The sequence below is a fragment of the Opitutaceae bacterium genome (assembly GCA_041395105.1).
GTDB lineage: Bacteria > Verrucomicrobiota > Verrucomicrobiia > Opitutales > Opitutaceae > B12-G4.
Map to the genome: position 1 here is coordinate 40,021 of JAWLBB010000004.1, position 20,423 is coordinate 60,443.

At 62.5% G+C, this 20,423-nt stretch carries 9 protein-coding genes; 6 read left to right on the plus strand and 3 right to left on the minus strand.

Translation table 11 applies throughout. The features are described from left to right. The first annotated feature begins 92 nt into the window (after nt 1-92). Nucleotides 93-3,395: a VCBS repeat-containing protein gene (locus R3F07_13835; GenBank protein MEZ5277456.1), complete on the plus strand. Its 3,303-nt coding sequence runs from the start codon at nt 93-95 to the stop codon at nt 3,393-3,395. Nucleotides 3,396-3,521: 126 nt separating this feature from the next. Then, nucleotides 3,522-5,345 carry a DUF255 domain-containing protein gene (locus R3F07_13840; GenBank protein MEZ5277457.1) on the plus strand — a complete coding sequence of 608 codons (1,824 nt, stop codon included), beginning with the start codon at nt 3,522-3,524 and terminating at the stop codon, nt 5,343-5,345. A 16-nt stretch (nt 5,346-5,361) separates the two neighbouring features. Here R3F07_13840 and R3F07_13845 read toward each other — a convergent pair whose 3' ends face one another. Next, complete coding sequence (locus R3F07_13845; GenBank protein ID MEZ5277458.1) at nt 5,362-5,628, minus strand: AbrB/MazE/SpoVT family DNA-binding domain-containing protein; 267 nt, start codon at nt 5,626-5,628, stop codon at nt 5,362-5,364. Nucleotides 5,629-6,082: 454 nt separating this feature from the next. Between R3F07_13845 and R3F07_13850 the strand changes: the two genes are divergently transcribed. Together R3F07_13850 and R3F07_13855 are read left to right on the plus strand one after the other, a co-directional pair. Continuing rightward, nucleotides 6,083-6,910, plus strand: a complete 828-nt coding sequence (locus R3F07_13850; GenBank protein ID MEZ5277459.1) for a glycosyl transferase — start codon at nt 6,083-6,085, stop codon at nt 6,908-6,910. 253 nt (nt 6,911-7,163) lie between these two features. Further along, a complete protein-coding gene (locus tag R3F07_13855; GenBank protein ID MEZ5277460.1) occupies nt 7,164-8,387 on the plus strand; it encodes a Gfo/Idh/MocA family oxidoreductase in 1,224 nt (407 codons plus the stop codon). 64 nt (nt 8,388-8,451) lie between these two features. Here R3F07_13855 and R3F07_13860 read toward each other — a convergent pair whose 3' ends face one another. Beyond that, a complete protein-coding gene (locus tag R3F07_13860) occupies nt 8,452-8,787 on the minus strand; it encodes a hypothetical protein (GenBank protein MEZ5277461.1) in 336 nt (111 codons plus the stop codon). Nucleotides 8,788-8,970: 183 nt separating this feature from the next. On the opposite strand from R3F07_13860, the gene R3F07_13865 reads away from it, so the two are divergent. Then, on the plus strand, nt 8,971-11,460 hold the full coding sequence (locus R3F07_13865; protein MEZ5277462.1) for a PA14 domain-containing protein: 2,490 nt from the start codon (nt 8,971-8,973) through the stop codon (nt 11,458-11,460). A gap of 56 nt (nt 11,461-11,516) precedes the next feature. Continuing rightward, nucleotides 11,517-11,894, plus strand: a complete 378-nt coding sequence (locus R3F07_13870; GenBank protein ID MEZ5277463.1) for a DUF2237 domain-containing protein — start codon at nt 11,517-11,519, stop codon at nt 11,892-11,894. A 138-nt stretch (nt 11,895-12,032) separates the two neighbouring features. Here the strand turns inward: R3F07_13870 and R3F07_13875 are convergent, their stop codons facing one another. Then, nucleotides 12,033-20,372 (minus strand): hypothetical protein, encoded by an 8,340-nt coding sequence (locus tag R3F07_13875; protein MEZ5277464.1) that lies wholly within the window; start codon nt 20,370-20,372, stop codon nt 12,033-12,035. Nucleotides 20,373-20,423: the final 51 nt, after the last annotated feature.

Below are 20,423 nucleotides of genomic sequence, written 5' to 3' on the forward strand. Positions count from 1 at the left end.
CGCCAACGCGGCGGAGGGATGGTTGCCCGCCCCCCCTTTCACCGGGTTCCGGTGAAAGCACGCCGCCTCAACCTCCGCCTTTGCTTCCTCTGATGCTGTCCGCCCGACGTTCCCCCCTGGTTGTCTCGATCGCGTTGCTGGCGGGTTGGTCCGGCGGGTTCGCTTATGAGACGCGACCGCTTCGCACCTCGACTCCGGCCGCCCCCGGAGCCAGGCCCTTCTCTCTCCTCTCGGAAGAGCAGACCCACGTGAACGTGCCCAATGTATTTGACGACCCGAGCATGTGGGGCGCTCGTTTCCGGGAGTTGACCCTGGGATCGGTGGAGACCGGGATCGCGATTGCGGATTTTGATCAGGATGGCCAGCCGGACATTTTCGCCATCTCGAAAAACGGACCCTGTGCCCTCTATCGACAGGTCGCGCCCTTCATTTTCGTGGATGTGGCCGCGGTGGCGGGGGTGACCTGCCCCGGCCCGGCGAACAACACCGGAGCCACCGCGGTCGACATCAACCAGGACGGCGCGATGGATCTTTATGTCTGTCGCAACGACGCGCCCAATCTTCTGTTCATCAACAATGGCGACGGCACCTTCGAGGAGCGTGCCGCCGAATACGGTCTGGCGGTGCGGGATTCCTCGGTTCATGCGCTTTTCGCGGATTATGATCGGGACGGCGATCTCGATGCCTATCTGGTGACCAATATCCTGGACTTTGACCGGAATCCGAAGGGCCGTCCGGACTACCTTTTCCGCAACAATGGCGACGGGACATTCGTCGATGTGGCGGAGTCTGCCGGGATCTGGGGTGCCACCCAGGGTCATACCGCGATCTGGTTTGATCCGAACGGTGATGGCTGGCCCGACCTTTATGTGGCCAACGATTTTGAAACACCGGACCGCTTTTATCTCAACAAGGGTGACGGCACCTTTGCCGATGTCGTTGATCAGCGCCTGCCACACGTGACCTATTTCTCGATGGGGGCCGATTCAGGAGACCTCAACAACGATGGCCTGGTTGATTTCATGGTGGCGGACATGCGCGACCGTACCCATGCGGAATACCTGACCGGAATCGAAGAGATGGGCCGGGGCCTTTGGGAGATGGAACGGGTTTCCGAACTGGTCCCCCAGTACATGTGGAATGCTGTTTACCTGAACTCGGGAACCGAACGTTTCCTCGAGGTGGCCCACCTTCTGGGAATGTACGCGACCGGCTGGACCTTTGGCGCCCGTTTTGCCGACCTGGACACGGACGGCCGGCTCGACGCCTTCTTCACCACCGGCATGATCCGCAACTTCCTGGATGCCGATCTGGTCGACCGGCAGAACCGGGCGCCGTCGCTGGCCGCCCGCGCAGCGATGTGGAAGACGACCGGACCGAGAACCGAAACGACCCTGGCCTACCGCAACCTCGGCGACCTCGCCTTTGCGGATGTATCCGAAGAATGGGGTCTGAACCAGGCGGGCGTGGCTTTTGGTTGTGCCCTGGCCGACCTTGACGGAGACGGCGACCTTGACCTGGTCTACTCGAATTACGGCGCACCACCCACGATCATCCGCAACGACCATTCGGGAGGTCACCGGATCCTCGTCAGGCTCGAGGGACGGGCGCCGAATCGCGACGGGATCGGATCCGAGTTGATCCTTGAGTCAGCCTCGGGCCGACAGGTCCGGCAGCTCTTCACCGAAAGGGGCATTGTGGCCAGCGAACCTCCGCTCGTGCATTTTGGGCTGGGGGACGACGCGGTCGTCTCAAAACTGACGATCCGTTGGCCTCTGGGCCAGGTGCAGGAACTTGAAGACCTGCCGGTGGATCGTCTGATTGTGGTGAAGGAACCGCCCCGGGATGAGGAACGGGTTTCTCCGGCTGTCGCGATGGCTCGCGGCCATCCGAAGGCCGATTTTCAGGAGAATGCCGCCGACCGCGGGATCAGGCATATCAGCCGGATTCGTCCTTTTGACGAATTCACCCGGCAACGGCTGTTGCCCCGTCGGATGAATGGTCAGGGGCCTGCGCTGGCCACGGGCGATGTCAACTCGGACGGACGGGTGGACGTCTTCATCACCGGCCTGGGCGGGCAGTCGGGCGTGCTCTATCTCGGAAAGGATGATGGCGGGTTTTCGGTGGCGGATTCACAGCCCTGGGCAGCGGCTGCGGAAGCGGAGGATCTCGGGGCGGTCTTTGCCGACGTCGACGGCGACGGTCATCCCGATCTCGTCGTCGCGGCCGGAGGGGTGGCGGTGGAGCGTGGGGATCCCCTCCTGAATGACCGGATCTATCTCAACGACGGGAGGGGGCACTTTCTTCCGGTCGCCATGGGCGCGCTTCCTCCCGACGGAGAGAGTGGCGGGGCGGTCGCGGCTGATGATTTTGATGGAGATGGCCGGGTCGATCTCTTCGTGGGCGGGCGGCTGGTTCCGGGACATTATCCGGAGACCCCCCGGAGCTTCCTCTATCGCAATAACGGCGACGGGACCTTCGTTGATGTGACGGACAGCCTCGCCCCGGATCTGCGTTCGATCGGCATGGTCACGGCGGCCGAGTGGGCGGATCTGGACGGCGATGGGAAGGTCGACCTCGTGCTGGCGCTGGAATGGGGGCCGATTACCTGTCTGCGCAATACCGGGACGGGCCTTGTCCCGCTGGATGATCAATCGGGATTGTCTGAGCGGACGGGGTGGTGGAGCGCCCTGGCGGTGGCCGACGTCAATGGCGACGGCCGATTGGACCTGGTCGCCGGTAATGTGGGACTGAATACGAAGTACCGGGCGAGCGTTGACAAACCGGCGGTTCTCTTCGCCGGGGTCTTTGATCGTTCAGGAAGTGAGCAGCTGGTTGAAGCGCGGTTCTCGGAAGGTCGCCTGATGCCCGAGCGAGGACGGAGCAAACTGAGCTATGTCTTCCCCTGGATTACCCGTAAGTTTCCCACGTTTTTGGCCTTCTCCAAGGCCAGTGTTGAGGACATTTTCGGAGTGGAGCGATTGTCGGGGGTTCGCAGACTGACGGCGACCGAGCTGGCCAGCGGTGTTTATCTGAATCTGTCGGGACCGGGGAAGATGCGGTTCGAGTTCCATCGTCTTCCGCGTGAGGCCCAGATTGCCCCGATAAATGCCGTGGTGGCCCGTGATCTTGATGGCGACGGCACGATCGATCTGGCCTGTGTGGGCAACCAGTTTGGCCCGGAACCCAGTACCGGTCGTTTCGACGGTGGACTGGGTGTGATCCTGAAGGGGGACGGCCGCGGCGGATTCCAGGCCGAGTCGCCGGCTCGATCGGGATTTGTTGTTCCCGGAGAGGCGCGTTCGGTCGCGGCCCTGGAGTCGGAGGCTGATGCGGGACCTTCCCTCCTGGTGGGACGGAGCGGCGGACCGGTCCTGCTTTTCACGCCTGACTGAATCCGATCGGTGGACCGGGACCGGACGGGCGATTTTCGTGCCCGGGACACGGCCTTTTCTGACCAAACGGCACATTTCATCACTTTTAGGACAGCCTCTTGTCCCGAATCCGCTACACTGATGGGCATGAAGCGGCTCTGTCTCGGTTTGGTTTTCCTTCTTCCTTTCAACAGCTTCGTGTCGGCCGAGGATCTCGGTCAAGCGCGCTCGGCCTTTATCCGGGATCACGCCGGGTCGCCGGTGCACTGGATGGCCTGGGGGGAGGGCGTCTTTGAGCGCTCCCGCGAAGAGAACAAACCCGTCTTCCTGGTCATCGGCACTTTCTCCAGCGAGCTGGGTCGGGCCATGCGGGAGCAGTCGTTCGGGCACGAGGAAAACGCGGCACTCCTGAACGAGAATTTCGTCTGTGTTCTTGTGGATCGGGACGAGTTTCCCGGACTCGCCGCGCTCAACCAGGTCTGGGTGCGTTCGATCAAACAACTGCGGGGGTGGCCTCTCAACCTCTGGCTGACGCCCGAGTTGAAGCCCTTTGAAGGCGCCAATTATCTGCCTCCGTCGGATGAATGGGGAAACGTAGGATTTGTCAGCATGACAAAGCAGGTGATTGCCGCGTGGAATGCGGACCCGGATTCACTGAGGAGGCGGGCGGAGGCCGATGCGGCCAGCGTGGAGTCGAATGAATCCACCTCCGTCGGCGGTGCACTCGATGCGGCTGAACTCGCCGAATTGGTCGGGGAGTTCGGAGCGGACTGGATGGCGGTCCACGACGGGGAAACCCGGGGATTCGGAGATCCGCCGCGCTATCCGCAGCCGGAGCTGCTCCGGTTTCTGCTTCGCTCCGGAATTGACAGCCAGAAGGCGGCGGTGGCCACGCTTCATGCCATGGCGACGGGAGGCGTGCGTGATCCGCTCGATGGCGGCTTCTTTCGCTACGCCCGCGACGCGGGATGGCTCTTTCCCAATTTCCAGAAATCCGTGGCCGACCAGGCGAGGATTGCCCTGGCCTACCTCGATGCGGCCCGAATGACGGGCGACGCATTCTACGGAGCGATCGCACGCGGCGTCCTGGATTTCGCGCTGACTATGAAAGCAGACGGGCACGGTTTCATCGCGACGGAAGATGGCATGTCCGATTCGATTCTGCCCGGTTTTCTCTGGGCGGCCGAGGAGATCCGGTCGATTGTCGGCAAACCGGAGGCCGATTCGTTTCTGCGTGCCTACGGTGCGACAGATGACGGCAATCTTCCCGGAGACATTTATCTCGGGGTCGATACTACCGGGAAGAATGTCCTCCACGGCTTCGCGGATCCCGATGGTTTCCTGGAGGCACGAATGCGGCTTCTGGCCCACCGGGACGAACGGGCGAAGCCGCGACGCGACAGTGCGGCCACGAGCGGGACCCACGGCCTGCTGCTGACGGCGTTTGCGCGGGGTGGTGCAGAATTGGATGAACCGCGTTTCGTCCGAGCCGCCGCCGGCCTGGCCGGTTTTGTGCAGGATGAATGCGTGCTGCCGACCGGACTGTTGCGGGCGGGACCGGGAATCGAAAGTGAAGCGACGGCACGTGACTACGTGCTCGTGCTGGATGGTCTGCTCACCTATGCCGAGACCGCCGGCGATGCGTCAGCGGCCGAATGGGGACGATCGCTGGCCGAAAAGACGGTCGCACGCTATGGGGATCCCGCCGCCGGGCGTTTCTTTGCCACGCCTGAAGCGGGTGGTCCCGGGATCTGGGCCCGGGTCCACCTGCCCCAACCGGACAAGACGGATCTCCCGGGGGCGGAGACGGCTTTCATCGACGCCTGGAGCCGGCACGGACTGGGACATACTCTAGAGCTCGATATCGGACCCTATGTCACCGGAGTGGTCGACGCCATGGAGATGGACATCGAACGGGCGAAAGGCGACCAATTGCTGGCGTTGAGGGTGTTCCTCGATGCCAGCCGTTGATCCGGCCTGGCCGGATCTATTTCCAGTCCCGGACGACGAGGGTATCGCCTTCCTTCACCACCACAACCTTCTGCTTCTCCCTCCACCCGAGTTGGTCGATCAGCGACTTCGGGATGGTCACGTAGTAGGTGTAGGTGCCGGTCTTGGTGATCTTGCGAACCGGCTGGTTCTTGCTTCCGCGCAGGGCGGGGGCCTTCCTGCGGGCCGCCGGCTTCCGGGCAGCGGTCTTGCGGGTCTTCCTGGGGGCGGGCACCTTCTTCGTGGTGACGGTCTTCTTTTTCATGAAACCAAACGTAGCATGCTACGTTTGGTTTTCAAGATCAAAAGAAACCGTAGTATGCTACGTTTGGTTTTCAGGCTCAGGAAAAACCGTAGCATGCTGGAACGGCGCTTGGTTGGGGGTGCTGTCGTTGTTTTGTCTCGGACAACCGTTGCGGCTGGCCGGGGACGTCCAGCGCTACCACAGATGCTCCGATTTCAGTTGGTAGGGCGAGGGCCTCTGGACCCGCCGTCGAAGAGCAGTCAGCACCTCGTTGGCCGATCCGACTCTTTCGCTAACTAGGCGCCGTTCCAGTATCCTACGGTTTGTTTGGGTCGCGGGTAGCAAGGGCAGCCTCTCGGAACCCGGCCGTGCTTCCAGGCACCGTCGCAATGGCCCGGGACAGGTCGACGGACGGCCCGGCGGTCCGTCCCTACCGTTGGAATTTCCCGGTCCGGAGTCCTGAAACAGAGTCGGCTTGCGAACATCCCTCGAATCAGATCTTCTCGAACCGTCCACCGCCCACCTCCGATTCTGCACCGGCCTCCACTGCCGCCTCATGACCGACTCCCGCAAGCCCGTAAACATCATCTGCATGAAGTGGGGGACCAAGTTTGGTCCCGAATACGCCAACCGCCTTCACGGGATGGTCGGCCGCCATCTCAAGCGGTCCCATCGGTTTGTCTGCTTCACGGATGATGCCAACGGACTCCATCCGGGAATTGAGGCCCGGCCCTTGCCCCCGATGGATCTGCCACCGGGCAAGGAGCGTGGGTGGCGAAAACTGAGCACCTTCCAGCGTCCCCTGGCTGATCTCGACGGCACCACGCTTTTCCTCGATCTCGATGTGGTCATCCTTCGCGACATCGATTGCTTCTTTGACCCGCCGGGTGATTTTCTCATTGCCCGGGACTGGATGTTTGCCCGTCCCTGGCGCAGTACCGGAAACAGCTCGGTCTACCGGTTCGAGGCCGGGGCGCATCCCGAGGTCTATGCGGAGTTCATTGCGGACATTGACGCAGTCAAGGCCCGGGTCCGCAATGAGCAGGCCTACCTTTCCCGATGGATGAAACGGGCCGGAAAGTTCCAGTTCTGGCCGGAGGGCTGGTGCGTGAGTTTCAAGGGACATTGCGTGCCCCCGTTTCCGATCAACACCTGGAAGGCTCCGGAACGGCCCAAGGAGGCGAAGATCGTTATTTTCCACGGGAATCCCACGCCGGCCCAGGCACTGGCCGGTCGATTCGATGGTCCGCTCCGGACGGTGCGTCCGACCAGGTGGGTGGCGGAGGCCTGGGAAGGGAGATAAGGGGCAGTGGAAGGAAAGCGGTGTTCAGGGAGAGATTCCGAATGTAGCCGCGGCAGTCTCTTGCCGCGAATCACCGTCGATACGCCCCAAGAGACTGGGGCGACTACACCCGAGAAACAAACGAGCGGAAAAACCTTGTTTTTGAACTTTCGCCGTCGGTTTTGGCGCCATTCCTGAATGACCTCTTTTGGGGATTCGAGTGAAAACCTCAATGGCTTGCCTAACCCTCATGTGGCGCGGAAGCTGGCAACCCATGAAAAACCGCAAAGTCAAAGTCGGCGTGGTCGGCTGCGGGGTGGTCGCAACGGCCTACTATCTGCCGCATCTGATGGGGATGGAGAACGTCGAGCTGACCGCGGTCTGTGACCTGAACGAGGCTCGGATCGGCCATTGTCAGCGGCTCTTCGGCGCGCGGCAGATCTACACCGATTACTTCGAAATGCTGGAGAAGTCGGGGATTGATGCGGTCTTCATCCTGACCAGTCCCGGCAGCCACGTGCGCTTCACTCTGGCGGCGATCGAGGCCGGCATCCACGTGCTTCTGCAGAAGCCGATGGCGACCGGGATGAAGGACGCCCTGGCCATCGCCCGGGCGGTCCGGAAGACAGAGTTGGTCGCCCTGATTGAACCAAGCGATCATTCGCCCCTTGATTGGCGCTATGACGAGGTCCGGCGGCTGATTGGAAAGGGTGTGCTCGGCGATCCTTATTGGTTTGCCTGCATCGGGCGCGGCGGTACGAAAAAGAGCGCCATGTCGGGCGGTAATCCCTACGGGGTCGGTGCCTTTTTCTCCAGGGATTCCGGAGGGATGCTTTTCGATTTTCCCTATGCGCCAACCATGATTGTGACTCTGCTGGGCGACTGCAAGAGTGTCCAGGGGCTGGCCAGGATCAGTGCGCCCGAGCGTTGGGTCGTTCCGGATTCGGAGTATGACGTCTTTCTGGAGGAGTGCCGCGATCCGGCTGACTGCAATTACTGGACGGTCGTGATGGAAAAGGAGAAGACGCAGAAAACCACGATGGAAGCGCCGGACAATGTCTACAGCCTCTACGAAATGGCCAACGGCTGGATCGGGGCCTTCCATATCGGCCGGCTCTTTCAACAGGCCCTGCCGGGTGTGACTTTCGGCAACCTAGAAATCTACGGCACGGAAGGACACCTTTTGCTGCACACGGAGAACTTCGCGTCGATCTGCTCGACCAGGACGGAGTTGCTGCCGAAGACGGATGAGAACGGGTGGTACCATATCCCGCACCCGAAGGGTCCGCCCAACCCCGCGCACCTGCCGATCCCGGGCGCCTTCAATTACTACCACGAGTCATGCGATCATTTCATTGAGTGCATCCAGGAAGGGAAAGACCCAATCCTCAATGTGGAATGGGGACTGCACATCACCGAGATGATGTGCGGGGCCATCGAGTCGGCCGAGACGGGGCGGCGTTACGAGATGACCACGACGACGAAGGGCTTCTTGTAGCTTCAACGCGTCGGTCTGATGCACCGCATCCACGGAGATGCGGTGCACATTCGTCCCGACCGGGTTATCCCTCAACCGGGTCCACACCGGGGTTTCCGCCGTTGCGATTGGCTTTCCCGTTGCCATTCACATTGCCGTTACCCTTACCGTTCTGGCCGTCGGTCTTGCCGGGTGCGGCTTCACGGTTGGCTGCCCGGGCGCCTCCCTGTTTGCCCGTGCCATCACGGGGCGGGGTGGCGACGGGGCACTGACCCGGGGTTGTCTGTCTCTGGACCGAGCCGTTCGATCCGGATCCGTTTCCGGAATTTGCGGCCTGGTTGCCGTGACGGGCATCGGCGAACGAGGTGAAGAAGACCGCAGCGGCGGTCACCAGAAGGAGTGAACGTAGTGTTGTTTTCATACGGATGGAGACGATGCGGATCGCTCCCGGTTACGATAAATTTCGATAAATTGAAATATACGCATTCAACGAATTAAAGGGTGGGTTTCGGAGGTCGTGACCGGATCGATGATGCAGGCAGTCGTGGCGGCTGCCCGTGGAATTCCGCTGACAAATCCTGTTGTTCGTTCCAGGATTCCCTGCATGGAGAAATGGCCGACTCTGGTGCGTGGACTTGGGCTGCTCGGCCTGATCCTGATGGGTGGAACGAGCGTGCGCGGAGCGGAGGATGGGAGGGTGGCCTGGGGGCTCGCGCACCTCCGGAACGCTCTCCTGGACGCGGGGTATGTTCCCGGCGAGATCGCGATCGAGGCAGACCTCAAGCAATCGGAGCGGGAGCATAATCCGGAGTCCTATTCCCTCGGAGTGAACCCGGGCCTTATCCGGATCACGGCCGGTGATACTGCAGGAATTCTCTACGGCTGCCTCGATGCGGCCTCGAGGATCCGTGCGGCCGGCGAGCTTCCTGTCGGCTTTGAGGTCACGGAGTCGCCAACCATGAGCATGCGGGGACCCTGCATCCTCCTGATGAAACTGGGTGCCTACAATTTCTCGGTTTCGCCGGAAGAGTTTCCCTTTTTCTATGACCGTGAGCTTTGGATCCGCTGGTTGGATTTCATGGCGGAGCAGCGGTTCAATACCCTGACGCTCTGGAACGGGCATCCCTTTGCCTATTTCGTTCCGTTTGACCGCTATTCTGAGGCGCAGGAGGGCATGCCACCGGGTTTGGTCGAAACGAACCGCGAGATGCTTCACTGGTTGGTGGAAGAGGGCGGGAAGCGCAATATCCGGCTCATCTTCGAATTCTACAATATCCATACTTCGGTCTATTTTCAGGAAGCGCATGACCTGCCCGATGAAGTCAGCGAACCGGACCCGCTGCTCCGCGACTACACGGCCTATGCGGTCGAGCGTTTTGTGAGTGAATTCCCCGAGATCGGCCTGCATATCACCCCGGGCGAAGCGCTCGACCTGGCCTGGACGGATCGTTGGGTGAACGACGTCCTTTATCCGGCGGTCGAACGAGGAGGAATCCGGGCGCCGGTCATCGTTCGCTCGTGGGGCGTGGATCTTCCGCATGCCGGGAAGATTGCCGCGGCTCATCCCGAGACCTGGTTCGAGCGCAAATTCAATGTCGAAATGATCGCGGATACCCGGGCTGATCCGGAGAACGTCGAATGGGCGGCCCTGACCGGAAAGCACGTGGTCAATATCCACATGGCGGCCAATCTGGAGCCGTTCCGGTGGAGTCCTCCGGATTACATCCGCCAGTGTGTGCTTGGGGCGATCGAGACCGGCGCGGGCGGACTCCACCTGTATCCGCGAAAGTCCTGGCGCTGGCCTGAAAGTTCGGAGCCAGGCAACCCGCAACTGCAGTGGGAACGGGACCGGATGTGGTATGAAGCCTGGGGACGCTATGCCTGGCGGGCCGATCGGGACCCGGTGACGGAAAAGTCGTGGTGGCTGGACCGGCTGACCGACGACTTCGGTGGTCTTGGCGCCGCGGAGCGCCTGCTGGAGTCGATGAACACCGGGGCGGATGTCCTTCCCCAGATACAAAGGCTCGTCTGGTTGGGCAACGACAACCACACCGTGGTGACGGCCGGGATCCGTCTCTCGCAATTGGAAAAGGCGGAAGGTATTCCCTTCATGGACCTGCCGGAGGTGGCCCAGCGGATTCCGGAGTTCCTGGAAACGATACGCTCCGGAGCGATCCCCCCTCAGCCGACACCGTTGACCGTGTTGGAGGCTGCTTTGGCCAAGGCCGATCGTGCGGCCGGGCTGGCCCGGGAAGCCTCGAGCCTGGCCCATCGGCGGAAAGCGGAATTGGAAGCGTGGGCCCGGGATGCCGAGGCGGTAAGGTTGACCACCCGTTTTTACCTGGAGAAACTGGAGGCCGCGGTCCTTCGAGCCGAGAGCGAGCGCTCGGCGGCGCCCGCGGCTCCTGACGCCTTCCTCGCTCCATTGACGCGATCGGTGTCGACCTTCCATGAGCTCGCCGCATTGACCGAAGGCTATTATGACAGCCTGAGCGATGTCCCCATGTGGTTTCCCGTTCGACTCAAGAAGGTTCCTTACCATTGGGTCGACGTCGTTCCGCTCTATGAGAAGGAGGAAGCAATGTATCGGGAGCTGATCGAGGGTCAGGCTGAGGAACCCTCAACAGATCCGGTCCATGAAGGATTGATCGGTTTGCTATATGGGGATCCGGGCCTGCGTCGTCCCCGGGAGATGGACCGGGCGGAGGTGCTGGAATTCGACTGGGGGGTCGAGGATCCCGGTCGAGGTCGTCACTGGTCGGTTGAGTGGCAGGGTTTTCTCCTCCCGCCTGGGGCGGGCGATTGCGAGCTCATGGTGGAGTCGGACCAGCCGGTGCGGCTGGAGGTGGCGGGGGCCGTGCTTCTGGATTTTGCGGCGGGTGCCGGAGAGCACCGGCTCTTCGTTTCGACGGGGACGGATCATGCGGTGCCGTTCAGACTCGCCTACGACCACCGTGAAGGTCCGACTGGACGGCTTCGCATCAGGTGGAGTCGGGATGGCGTCGACTTCACGCCGATTCCGACCGATGCCCTGCGTCATTCCGACCGGGAGCGGCGTTGGGTGGACCAGGCGCTCTTCATGAGTGAACTGTAGGGCTCCTGAGATTGGCCTGCTCTTGCCAATTTCCGGAACCTCGTCACCGTGAGGCAATGTCTGGAAAAGAACAGGGAACCAACGTGCTGGGAGAACCCCTGGAGGTCTGCAGCGTCGACCCGTTGACCGGTTTCTATCGCGACGGCTGTTGCCGGACCGGTGGGGAAGACCTCGGGATGCATACGGTCTGCGCTGTGATGACGGAGGAGTTTCTCGATTTCTCGGTGCGCGCCGGAAACGACCTGAGCACCCCCAGACCGGAATTCGGATTTCCCGGGCTGGAGCCAGGGGATCGCTGGTGTGTTTGTCTCGGTCGCTGGGTCGAGGCTTACCGGGCGGGTGCGGTCGCGCCGGTCATTCTTGAGGCCACCCACATCTCGGCCCTGGAGTTTGTCTCCCTCGACGACCTGCAATCGGCCGAGTGGGTCGATTGACGGCCGCCGCCGGCGTCCTGGCGGCAGAACGAATTCCAGAGGTAGCGAGCTTGTCGAGTGTAGCCACGTCGCTGTGTCGACGTGTATTCAAACAGTGTAGGCACGTCGACACAGCGGCGTGGGTATCTCAGGAAGTCCCTACGGCAGATCGTAGATTTCGATCAGGCCGGTGCCCTCGCCGACGACTTCATTGCGCAGGCGCACGGTATAGGGTCCCGGGGCGAGCCAGATGACCAGGGCGGCGTCGGCGCTGCCGGATTCCAGGGGGAAGGCGCCGACGGTCTCGAAGATTTCGGCCAGTCCCTCATCGGGCAGATCGGTGCCCCAGCTCTGGTTTTCGGCGATGGGAGAGGGACCGTCGAAGAGGGTGATTTCGGGATCCGGGAGGAAGTTGGCCACGCCGACGGTGCCGAGTCCGGGGCCTATGCCGCGGAAAAGGACCCGTCTCGGGGCATTGCCCTCGATGACGAAGCCGGCGATCATGACGCCGCTGCCGGTGCCCACCTGGCCGCGCAGGGAAAGGTTGGCCACGCCCTGGCTGGTGGTGCCGAAGACACCGAGGTCGGCGTCGTAGGCCTCGACCAGGGTGATGCCGGTCAGGCCGTCGAGGCCCTGGACCACGGCGGTGTAGGGCCCGGGGGTGACCGGCAGGTAGACGGTGGCGTCGGCCTTGGCATCCTCGAGGAAGAAGGCTCCGAGTCCGGCGAAGACGGCACGCAATTCATTGCGGTTGCCCGCTTCCAGCCAGTTGGTGTTTTCGGCGATGCGGTTGGTATCGGCCGGTTTGGACTGATCGACCAGGCGGATGCGGGGTCTTTCGAGTCGTCCCTCGACGCCAAAGGTTTCCAGCCCGGGGCCGATGGCCCGGATGAGCATGGGGTTCTCGGCCGACCCGCGGATGACGAACCCGGCGATCAGGCTGCCACCGGCACCGATGGGGCCGCGTCCGGAGACATTGACCAATCGGGCACTGGGCAGACTCTGCTCGGCCCCAAGAATCGACCAGGAACCATTGTCGACCAGGGAGAGGACGCCACTCATGGTCCCCTCGGGATCCGAGAGATCCAATTCGAGTTCCGAGCCATCGGAAAGGAGCCCCGAGAAATGGTCCTGCTCGTCGAGCATACCCGTGGTGGCGGTGGCCATCAATTCACCGTCGATCACGACAAAGACGGTGCCGTCGGGGCCGACCGTCGCGGAGACGGTGGTGCCGGCCGAGCCGATGACGGCTCCGTGATAGGTCAGGGCAATGGCCTCGGAGGCGCTCTCTCCCTGACTGCGGGCGCCGCTCGCCGTGTATCCAAGAACAGATACCGAACCGGTGAGGCTTCCGTCGGTGAGGGAGCCCGTGAGGACGGCGCCACCGGCCAGCGTGCTCACGTCGATGGAAAGGTTGCCCTCGCTGTCGACCGTCCCGGTTGCATCCACCTGCTTGCCGGTGGCCGGATCATAGCCGGAGAGCGATGCCGTGCCGTCTCCGGCAACATTCATCGTCCAGAGTCCTCCGCCGGGGCTGAAGGAGCCGAACCAGGTGCCGCTGGTGTCATCGGTGATGGTGATCTCGATCGCGGCGGTTTCACCCATGGGGATTTCCCCGTAGGATTCGATCACGCCATCGACCTCGACGGTGTAGGTGGAGCCGATGGTGAGCTTCCCGGACGGCACGAAGAGAATCCGTTTGGAGATGTCCTTGGCGGTCGATTCGGTGTGCGGGTTGTCCAAAAGGTCGTCGGCGGGCGCGTAAACCTGCCCATCGAGGAGATTGCCGCCGTCGTCACGCAGCCGGATCGTGGCCGGTCCGGCCATGGTGGCGCGGATATAGTTGGCGAAATCGATCCGCAGGGCGGCTCCGTTGTTCAGGCTGGTGACCCCGTTCACTTCGGGCGGTGCCAGCGACTTGAGCGGGATATTGACGTCGAAGTGCGGCGGGGGCACCGGCAGCACCTCGCTGAAGGCCGTCTCGTAACCATCCTTCTGATACATGACCTGCCACCAGCCGGCGGGCACATCCCAGCGGTAGGTGCCGCCGACCGGAGTGACCTGCGGATTGATCTCTCCGAATTCCTCCGCGGCCGAGACCATCCAGGGCCCGTTTTCGGTCTCGCCCTGAAGCAGGGTGGCGGTGACGCCTTCGAGACGATTGTCCTCGGTTACTTCATAGACGAAGCCGCTCGGGTCGATCTTCCAGGTCGGACGCGCCAGAGGCTGCTTTATCCTGCCACCCGATCCAGAGGATCCACCCGATCCGCCGGGTCCGTCGGGCGGATTTGGATCCTGACAGTCTTCGTAGAAGCTGTTGATGCCGGCGAAGGCGTCTTCAGCGGCTTTGATTTTGTTTTCGGCGATATCGTCGGCAATGAGGGAGCCACCCAACGAAATCAGTCCCACCATCGCACCCACCCCGGCACCGGCGCCGGTCGCGGAAATGGCGAGTGCTCCGCTCATCATGGTCGTGCTCAACACGTTTTTTGTGAGGACCGCGTTGGCGGCATCATTGATGCGGTCTCTCAGGAAGTTGTAGTCCGTGGGGGAGGCGCCGCAGTTGTCGACTGCATCAAGCATTTCCTTCCAACGGTCGACCTGCTGATAAGCGTCGTAGTAGTCACTGAGCAGATTGAGTAGATCCCCTGCCGCACCGACTCGACCGGCCCACTTGATCTGGGTCTCCAGCGTCCTTTTTCCATTGAGGTTGGGAAACCCTCCCAGATCCAATTCGAAACCTGGCGGAAGGATCGATCCCGGAAAGTCGTCCGGTTCCCCCGCAGCGATCGTGACCGGGGTGGTGTGAAGAGTATCTGTTCCGTTGAAATCGAGGATGAGCTGCAGTGGCGAACCGGACTTGCCGACAGCATCGATCGGGGTAAGCGAGACCTCGTAGGTCATCCCAGGGGTCAGGTCGGTCAGGACGTGGGACTTCAGTCCACCCGGGAATTCTGCCAGGTTGGTGTCGTTGACCGTCAATTGGTAATCCTGAACCCAGAGGTCATCGCGAGCTTGGGGCCAATTCAGCGTGACCCGGTCGGCTCCGATGTCAGTCAGGCTGATCCCGGCTCCGTCCACCCAGGACGGAGGAATGGCATCCCGCCCGGCAAGGCGATCGACATCGATGAGCATCGTGACGGTGAACGTGAAATCCGAACCTGACAGACTATAGTCCACGGAACCGGCTTTGAAGGGGACCTGCGTTGCGGGATAGTCGATGCTTCCACCGGGGAAGTCCACCTCGACCGTGTCGGATTCCGGTGGATCCGCCACCGGGGTGATGCGGTAGGAGACGGTGCCGGTCAGGGCTCCATCGCCGAAATCGGCGGTGAATCGGTGTCCCTGGGTGTAGTCACTGTCTTCGAATGCGGCGGGTTCCGCTGGAGGTGGGGTATCTTCGGTAAGAGCTTGGGCTTCGGACCCGGGCGGCAGATCCTCGATTGCGCCAATGCGCAGATGATTGCCCCATTTCGGGAAAGCCGTGGCCGGGGTTCGGTATTCGACCGAGATCGGACCGGCTTGCCACGAGTTTGATCGATCGCTCTCGATCAGCGCCCGGAACCGGCCATCGTCTCCACGGGTTGCTCGGGCGGTTCCTCCAGCCCCGCCGGCGACGGTCACATCAATGTCGCTGACGAAATCGGGTTGGTTGAAATCGAGTTCGAACTCGAAAGGGAAACCGGCCAGGATCCGGCGCCAGAAAACCGGACCATCGTCGGTCGTCTGCCATGTGGTCCATTCGACCACATCGGGAAACCTCCGGAGAAGCGAAAGGGCCTCTGAGTTCTGGACGGTGGGCGGTTGGCGCATGCGGACCTGCGTGACCCCCACGGGATTGGGTTGATGAAGGACCTGGTGTGGGTTGGAAATCACCTCGCTCCCGTTCGATAGGGTGGATACGGCGGTCAAGGTATGCCAATAAGGAACGGGGCGCTCGGGCAGGTTGATCCACATCTGCCAATAACCCTGCCTGGAGACGTAAGTCTTGCCGACGACGTCCCCGTCGGCTTCGAGGCGAAGCGAGCCCGGCGGCGCCCGGCCGGTCAGCTTGAGCGTTCTTTCCCTGACCTGTTCCGGCCCGTCGATGGTCGGTCTGCGGATCAGGACAACTGGATCGTCAAACAGCATCTCCTCTGAGGATCCCTCCGGTCCGGTGTAGGATAGGGTTGCGGTCAGGTCGACGGTCTCGCCGGTGAAATCGGGCGAAAGCGCGAAGGTGGTGTAGAGCTTTGTCCACTTGCCCGGATCGAGATCGGGCAGGACCACGATATAGTCACCGCCGGAGAGAGTTCCGGATGCGGGCAGGCTGTCGATGACAAGAGAGTCCGGCTCGGGGTTCACCCCGGGTGGAAGGTGGATGGTAAGGACGACATCGCTCAAGGGCGTGTTGAATGCGTTGAGCATCCCCGCGGAAAGCCAGAGGCTCTGGGTGGGCTCAAGCAGTTCGGGGAAGGTGTTCAAATAGGTTGCTCGGGAGCTGCGGATTCGTCCCACGGCAGGAAAGCGGATGGATCCGAGGTCGTTGGCTCCGGCCCGGGGTTCGAAGAGTTGCATAGCCCGTTCGCTCGGATCGTCAGGCAGCCAGATTTCCAAAGTGCCTGTCTGCAAGGCTGTGGGCAGGAGCACGGAGGATCCCAGACCGACATAGGGTCCCGAGAAGAACTCGCCGCTGATCTCCCTGGGCAGGTCGGCCCGCCAAACGGTCCCTGCCGGCAATGGGGTTCCGTCAGACTCCGCCAAAATCGCGGTCACATAATGGTCGGAGGCGAAATCCAACTCGATCGGGTCGAGGTTGATGACGACTGAATCCTCGGAGTATCCGGGGCCGGCTTCGGTTGTCCCTCGGATTTCGACCTTTCTGTAGCCGAGGGGCCCGGGATCAAGGGTCAGGAGGTACTCAGTGCCGACCGCGTACTCCGTTTCAAGGAACAGCCCCCCAGTCGAACCGGAGGATCGGGCGTCGGATCGGAGGAATCCTGGACGGATGACAGACATCCTGATGAAACCCATCCGGGGGTCGGAAGAGAGATCGACCTCTTCCAACGTCCCGTCGGGATGGCGCAGGGCGAGGGACCTCACGACAAACCGGTAGCGGTAGACTGGCTGGAGAGTCACCTCGCCCGCGTCGACCGTCCCACCTTCAGCCGGTATGGTCAAAGTTAAGGACGCCTCTCCACGGGTCATTCGACCGGTGGCCGGGTCGGAGAGACGGGCTCGGGCTGTAACGAAGGTGGTTGCGAATGCCTCGAGCGAAAAGCTTCCATCGGTATCAGTTTCGCTGGATTGGCTACCGTTGACGCCCTCATTGGCGCTGTATCCGGTGAGGGTTCCATTGGCAACCGGACTTCCAGAGGGATCGAGGAGGGTTCCGGTGATCGAGCCGGCCCGGACGAAGTATTCGCTCCACTCCAGCGTAAGGTCGCCGACGGTGCCCGCGTCGGGAACGATGGCGGTGTGGGGACCCGCGTCGATATCCCAGGGTTGTCGGGTCAGGCGGTAGGAGACTTCGGTCCCGGGCGCGAACTGCAGGCCGGGTGCGGCATCAACTGTGCCACTCCCCGATACTTCGCCGAAGCCGAGAAAGCGATCGGTATCCGTTTCGTAGAGACCGATGAGGAAGCCGCCCCGTGGATTGCCATCCGGATCCTTCACGGTGAAGAAGGCCGGGGTGGTGGCCTCCAGGGACTGGTCAACGGTGGTCAGGAGGCCGGCGCGCAGGGTGACGGCTGTCAGGGACTGAACGACGCGGTTGCCCTGCAGGACACGCAACCGGTAATCGGTTCCGGGCGGGAGTCCTCCGTTTTCGAGAGTACCCGAACCGGTAATGGCCCGGCTCGCGCCCGCGCGGATGGATTCGCTCCAGAGGCTGAAGACGAGTCCCTTTGCGAAGTCCTCGGTGGATGCGTTCACGCTGATGGCTAAGGCGGCCTCGACCGTCCGGGGAAATCCCGATGCCGGCAGACTGGTGGTGGCTCCGAAACCGTCCGCAAGGACGCCGCTGACCGAGGTGACCCGAGCGGTGCCGGCGGGCAGCGTCCAGGCGCCGGTGAAGAGCCCGGCGGTGGTTCCGCTTTCGGTGAGGGACGCCGAGGCCGAGGAAGACTCGGTTCCTTTGGAGGGATCAAGAAGGTCCACCCAGCGTTCGTAGGCCACGGTGGCGGAGGCGGTTCGGCCGGATTCGGCGGTCATCGAGACCGCCAGGGAACCTTCAATGGCGAGGAGCTCGCGGCTGTTGGCGGCGAGAGCCGGTGTGGTGGCGACCGATTGGATGGAAAGGGCCTTGGTCGTGATGCTGACGGTGGCCGAATGCGGCAGAGGGTCGCCGGCCGTCGGCTTGAGCAGGATGCGGTAGGAGAGGGCCGCGGAGGCGGGTAGTCCCGTGTCGAGGTAGGTGTTGACGGTGGGTCCCACTTCACCGACATCGGTCCACTCGCCGCCGGCCTCCCGGCGCTGAACGACATAGCCGAGGATGGCTTCCTCGGCCGGATCCCAGGCGAGCTGAACGCGGCCGCCGTCGAGGGACGGGGCGGAAAGGGCGGCGCTGCCGGCGACCGAAGGCTTGGTGGTGACCTCGAGGGTGGGGCCGGTGGTGGAGATATTGCCGGTCGCATCAAGGGCCTCCACCCGGAAGGTGTAGGTGGTTTCGGGAGTCAGGGCGGGCACCTGGAGGGTGCGCACGGTGGCGCCGGTCTCGGCGAGGATTTCGTCGTCTCCAAATACGCGATACGCGGTGACGGCCCCTCCGGCATCGACCGCTTCCGACCAGGCGAGATCGACGAGGGTGGCGCCGATGGTGGTGGCCTCGAGAGTGGCGTCGTTGGGCCAGGTCGGGGCGTCGGTGTCGGGCGGCGCGAGATCGAGTTCGGTCAGGAAAATGTCGGAGCGCGCATTGGTGTCATCCGTGACCAGGTTGGCCGATTTGGACTGGTAAACGACCGCCCGTCCATCGGCGGTCAACTGGGCCAGGGTGGCCGGTCGCGACGCTTCGCTGAAGACACCGGTGCTGGAACGGTTGACAAGGAAGGTCCGACCGAGACTGCGATCGCGCACATAGACATTGATGTCGGCGGTGGGATCGTAGACGGCGAGGGGATTGGCGCCGCCATTGGTGCTCTGGAAGGCGATCCGCTGACCGTCATCACTGATCGAGATGCGGGCCTGGTGGGTGGTTATCGCGGTTACCGGCATGTTTCCGGCGGCGCCCCGGGTGAAGACCTCGAGGGTGTCGTTCTGCCGATCGAGCAGATAGCCGACCTGGGCGTTCGGTGAGCCGCCCAGAGAGGGGTCGGCGATGTTGTGATAGAGGGAAAACGATTGCTTCCAGGAGAAGGCGACCCAGCGTCCGTCGCGGGAGATGGTCGGGGCATAGGCGAATCCGGTGGCGGGTTGGCCGTTGCCGTATTGGCGGGTGATCGCGCTGATCGTTCCGGGTGCACCCGCGGAGCGGTCGAGGAGCCAGATGACGCGAAGGGTGTCGGAAAAACCGTTGGTCGGCTTGTAGGCGACGGTGAAGACGGCAAGATCGCCGTCGCGGGAAAGGGCGACCTGCTCCACGTTGCCGGGCGTGGTGTAGCCGGAGAGGGAGTAGACCGGGTCCGGCGCCAGGGTGAGTTCGGTGGTCAGGACGTTGTAGAGGTAGAGGCGGTCGCGTCGGACGGTGGCCTCTGCGTTCAGGTTGGTCGCGTTGCTGATGAAGGCGACAGTCGAGCCGTCGGCGGAGAGGATGGGCGGAACGGGATATTGGCTGTTGTTGTCGTTGTCGCTGCCCACCCCGGGGGCATCGGAAACGAGAGTGACCAGGCCGGTCTGGGCGTCGTAGAGGTAGACGTCGTTTCCGAAGTCAGTGTCATCGAGGGAGAGATTCTTGGCCGTGGTGGAGAAGGCGATGAAACGGCCGTCGTCACTGATCGAAGGAAAGGTGCAGTTCTGGTCGGCGAAGGTGCCGTCGGCGTTCTTGCTGACCACGATGGTCTCGCCGGTCTGACGATCGAGGCGGTGGATCTGGACATCGCCCTGGTTTGGTGTGCCCTGGGTGCCGTAGGACGCGTAAGCGACATAGCGTCCGTCGCCGGAAACGGCCGGCCAGGTGCTGTCGTAGGCCCGTTCATTGCCGTCGGGTTGCAGGGAAACCCGGGAGGTCGTCAGTCCGGAGCCGTCCGGCAGGGTGGTGGCCGAGATCTCGGTGATGGCGGTGATGACGGTGCCGCCCGAATCAACCCCGAAGAGCTGGTAGTTGTAAGTGGTGGCGGGTTCGAGAGGCGCGTCAATCCGGGTGTAGGTGGGGACGGGGTCGCCGCCATCCCGCCGGAATTGATAGTTGGCAATCTTCGGGTCCGAATTGAAGGGGTCATAGCCTTCGGGATAATCGAAGAAAAAGACCACTCCGTGATCGTAGGCCTCGATTCGGGCATTCTGGAGAGGGCCATAGGGCTGACTGAAGAGAGCCGCGCCGGAAACTGCGGCGATAAAGAACGGGAGGAGAAAACGGGATATCATGACGACCATTTGTGAAATTTCATGAGGATTGGATGCGTTCGATCTCCCGTC

Coding starts and splice junctions, on each gene's coding strand:
- R3F07_13870 (MEZ5277463.1), top strand. CDS start 11,517: ATGTCTGGAAAAGAACAGGGAACCAACGTGCTGGGAGAACCCCTGGAG.
- R3F07_13840 (MEZ5277457.1), top strand. CDS start 3,522: ATGAAGCGGCTCTGTCTCGGTTTGGTTTTCCTTCTTCCTTTCAACAGC.
- R3F07_13835 (MEZ5277456.1), top strand. CDS start 93: ATGCTGTCCGCCCGACGTTCCCCCCTGGTTGTCTCGATCGCGTTGCTG.
- R3F07_13860 (MEZ5277461.1), bottom strand. CDS start 8,787: ATGAAAACAACACTACGTTCACTCCTTCTGGTGACCGCCGCTGCGGTC.
- R3F07_13875 (MEZ5277464.1), bottom strand. CDS start 20,372: ATGATATCCCGTTTTCTCCTCCCGTTCTTTATCGCCGCAGTTTCCGGC.
- R3F07_13845 (MEZ5277458.1), bottom strand. CDS start 5,628: ATGAAAAAGAAGACCGTCACCACGAAGAAGGTGCCCGCCCCCAGGAAG.
- R3F07_13865 (MEZ5277462.1), top strand. CDS start 8,971: ATGGAGAAATGGCCGACTCTGGTGCGTGGACTTGGGCTGCTCGGCCTG.
- R3F07_13855 (MEZ5277460.1), top strand. CDS start 7,164: ATGAAAAACCGCAAAGTCAAAGTCGGCGTGGTCGGCTGCGGGGTGGTC.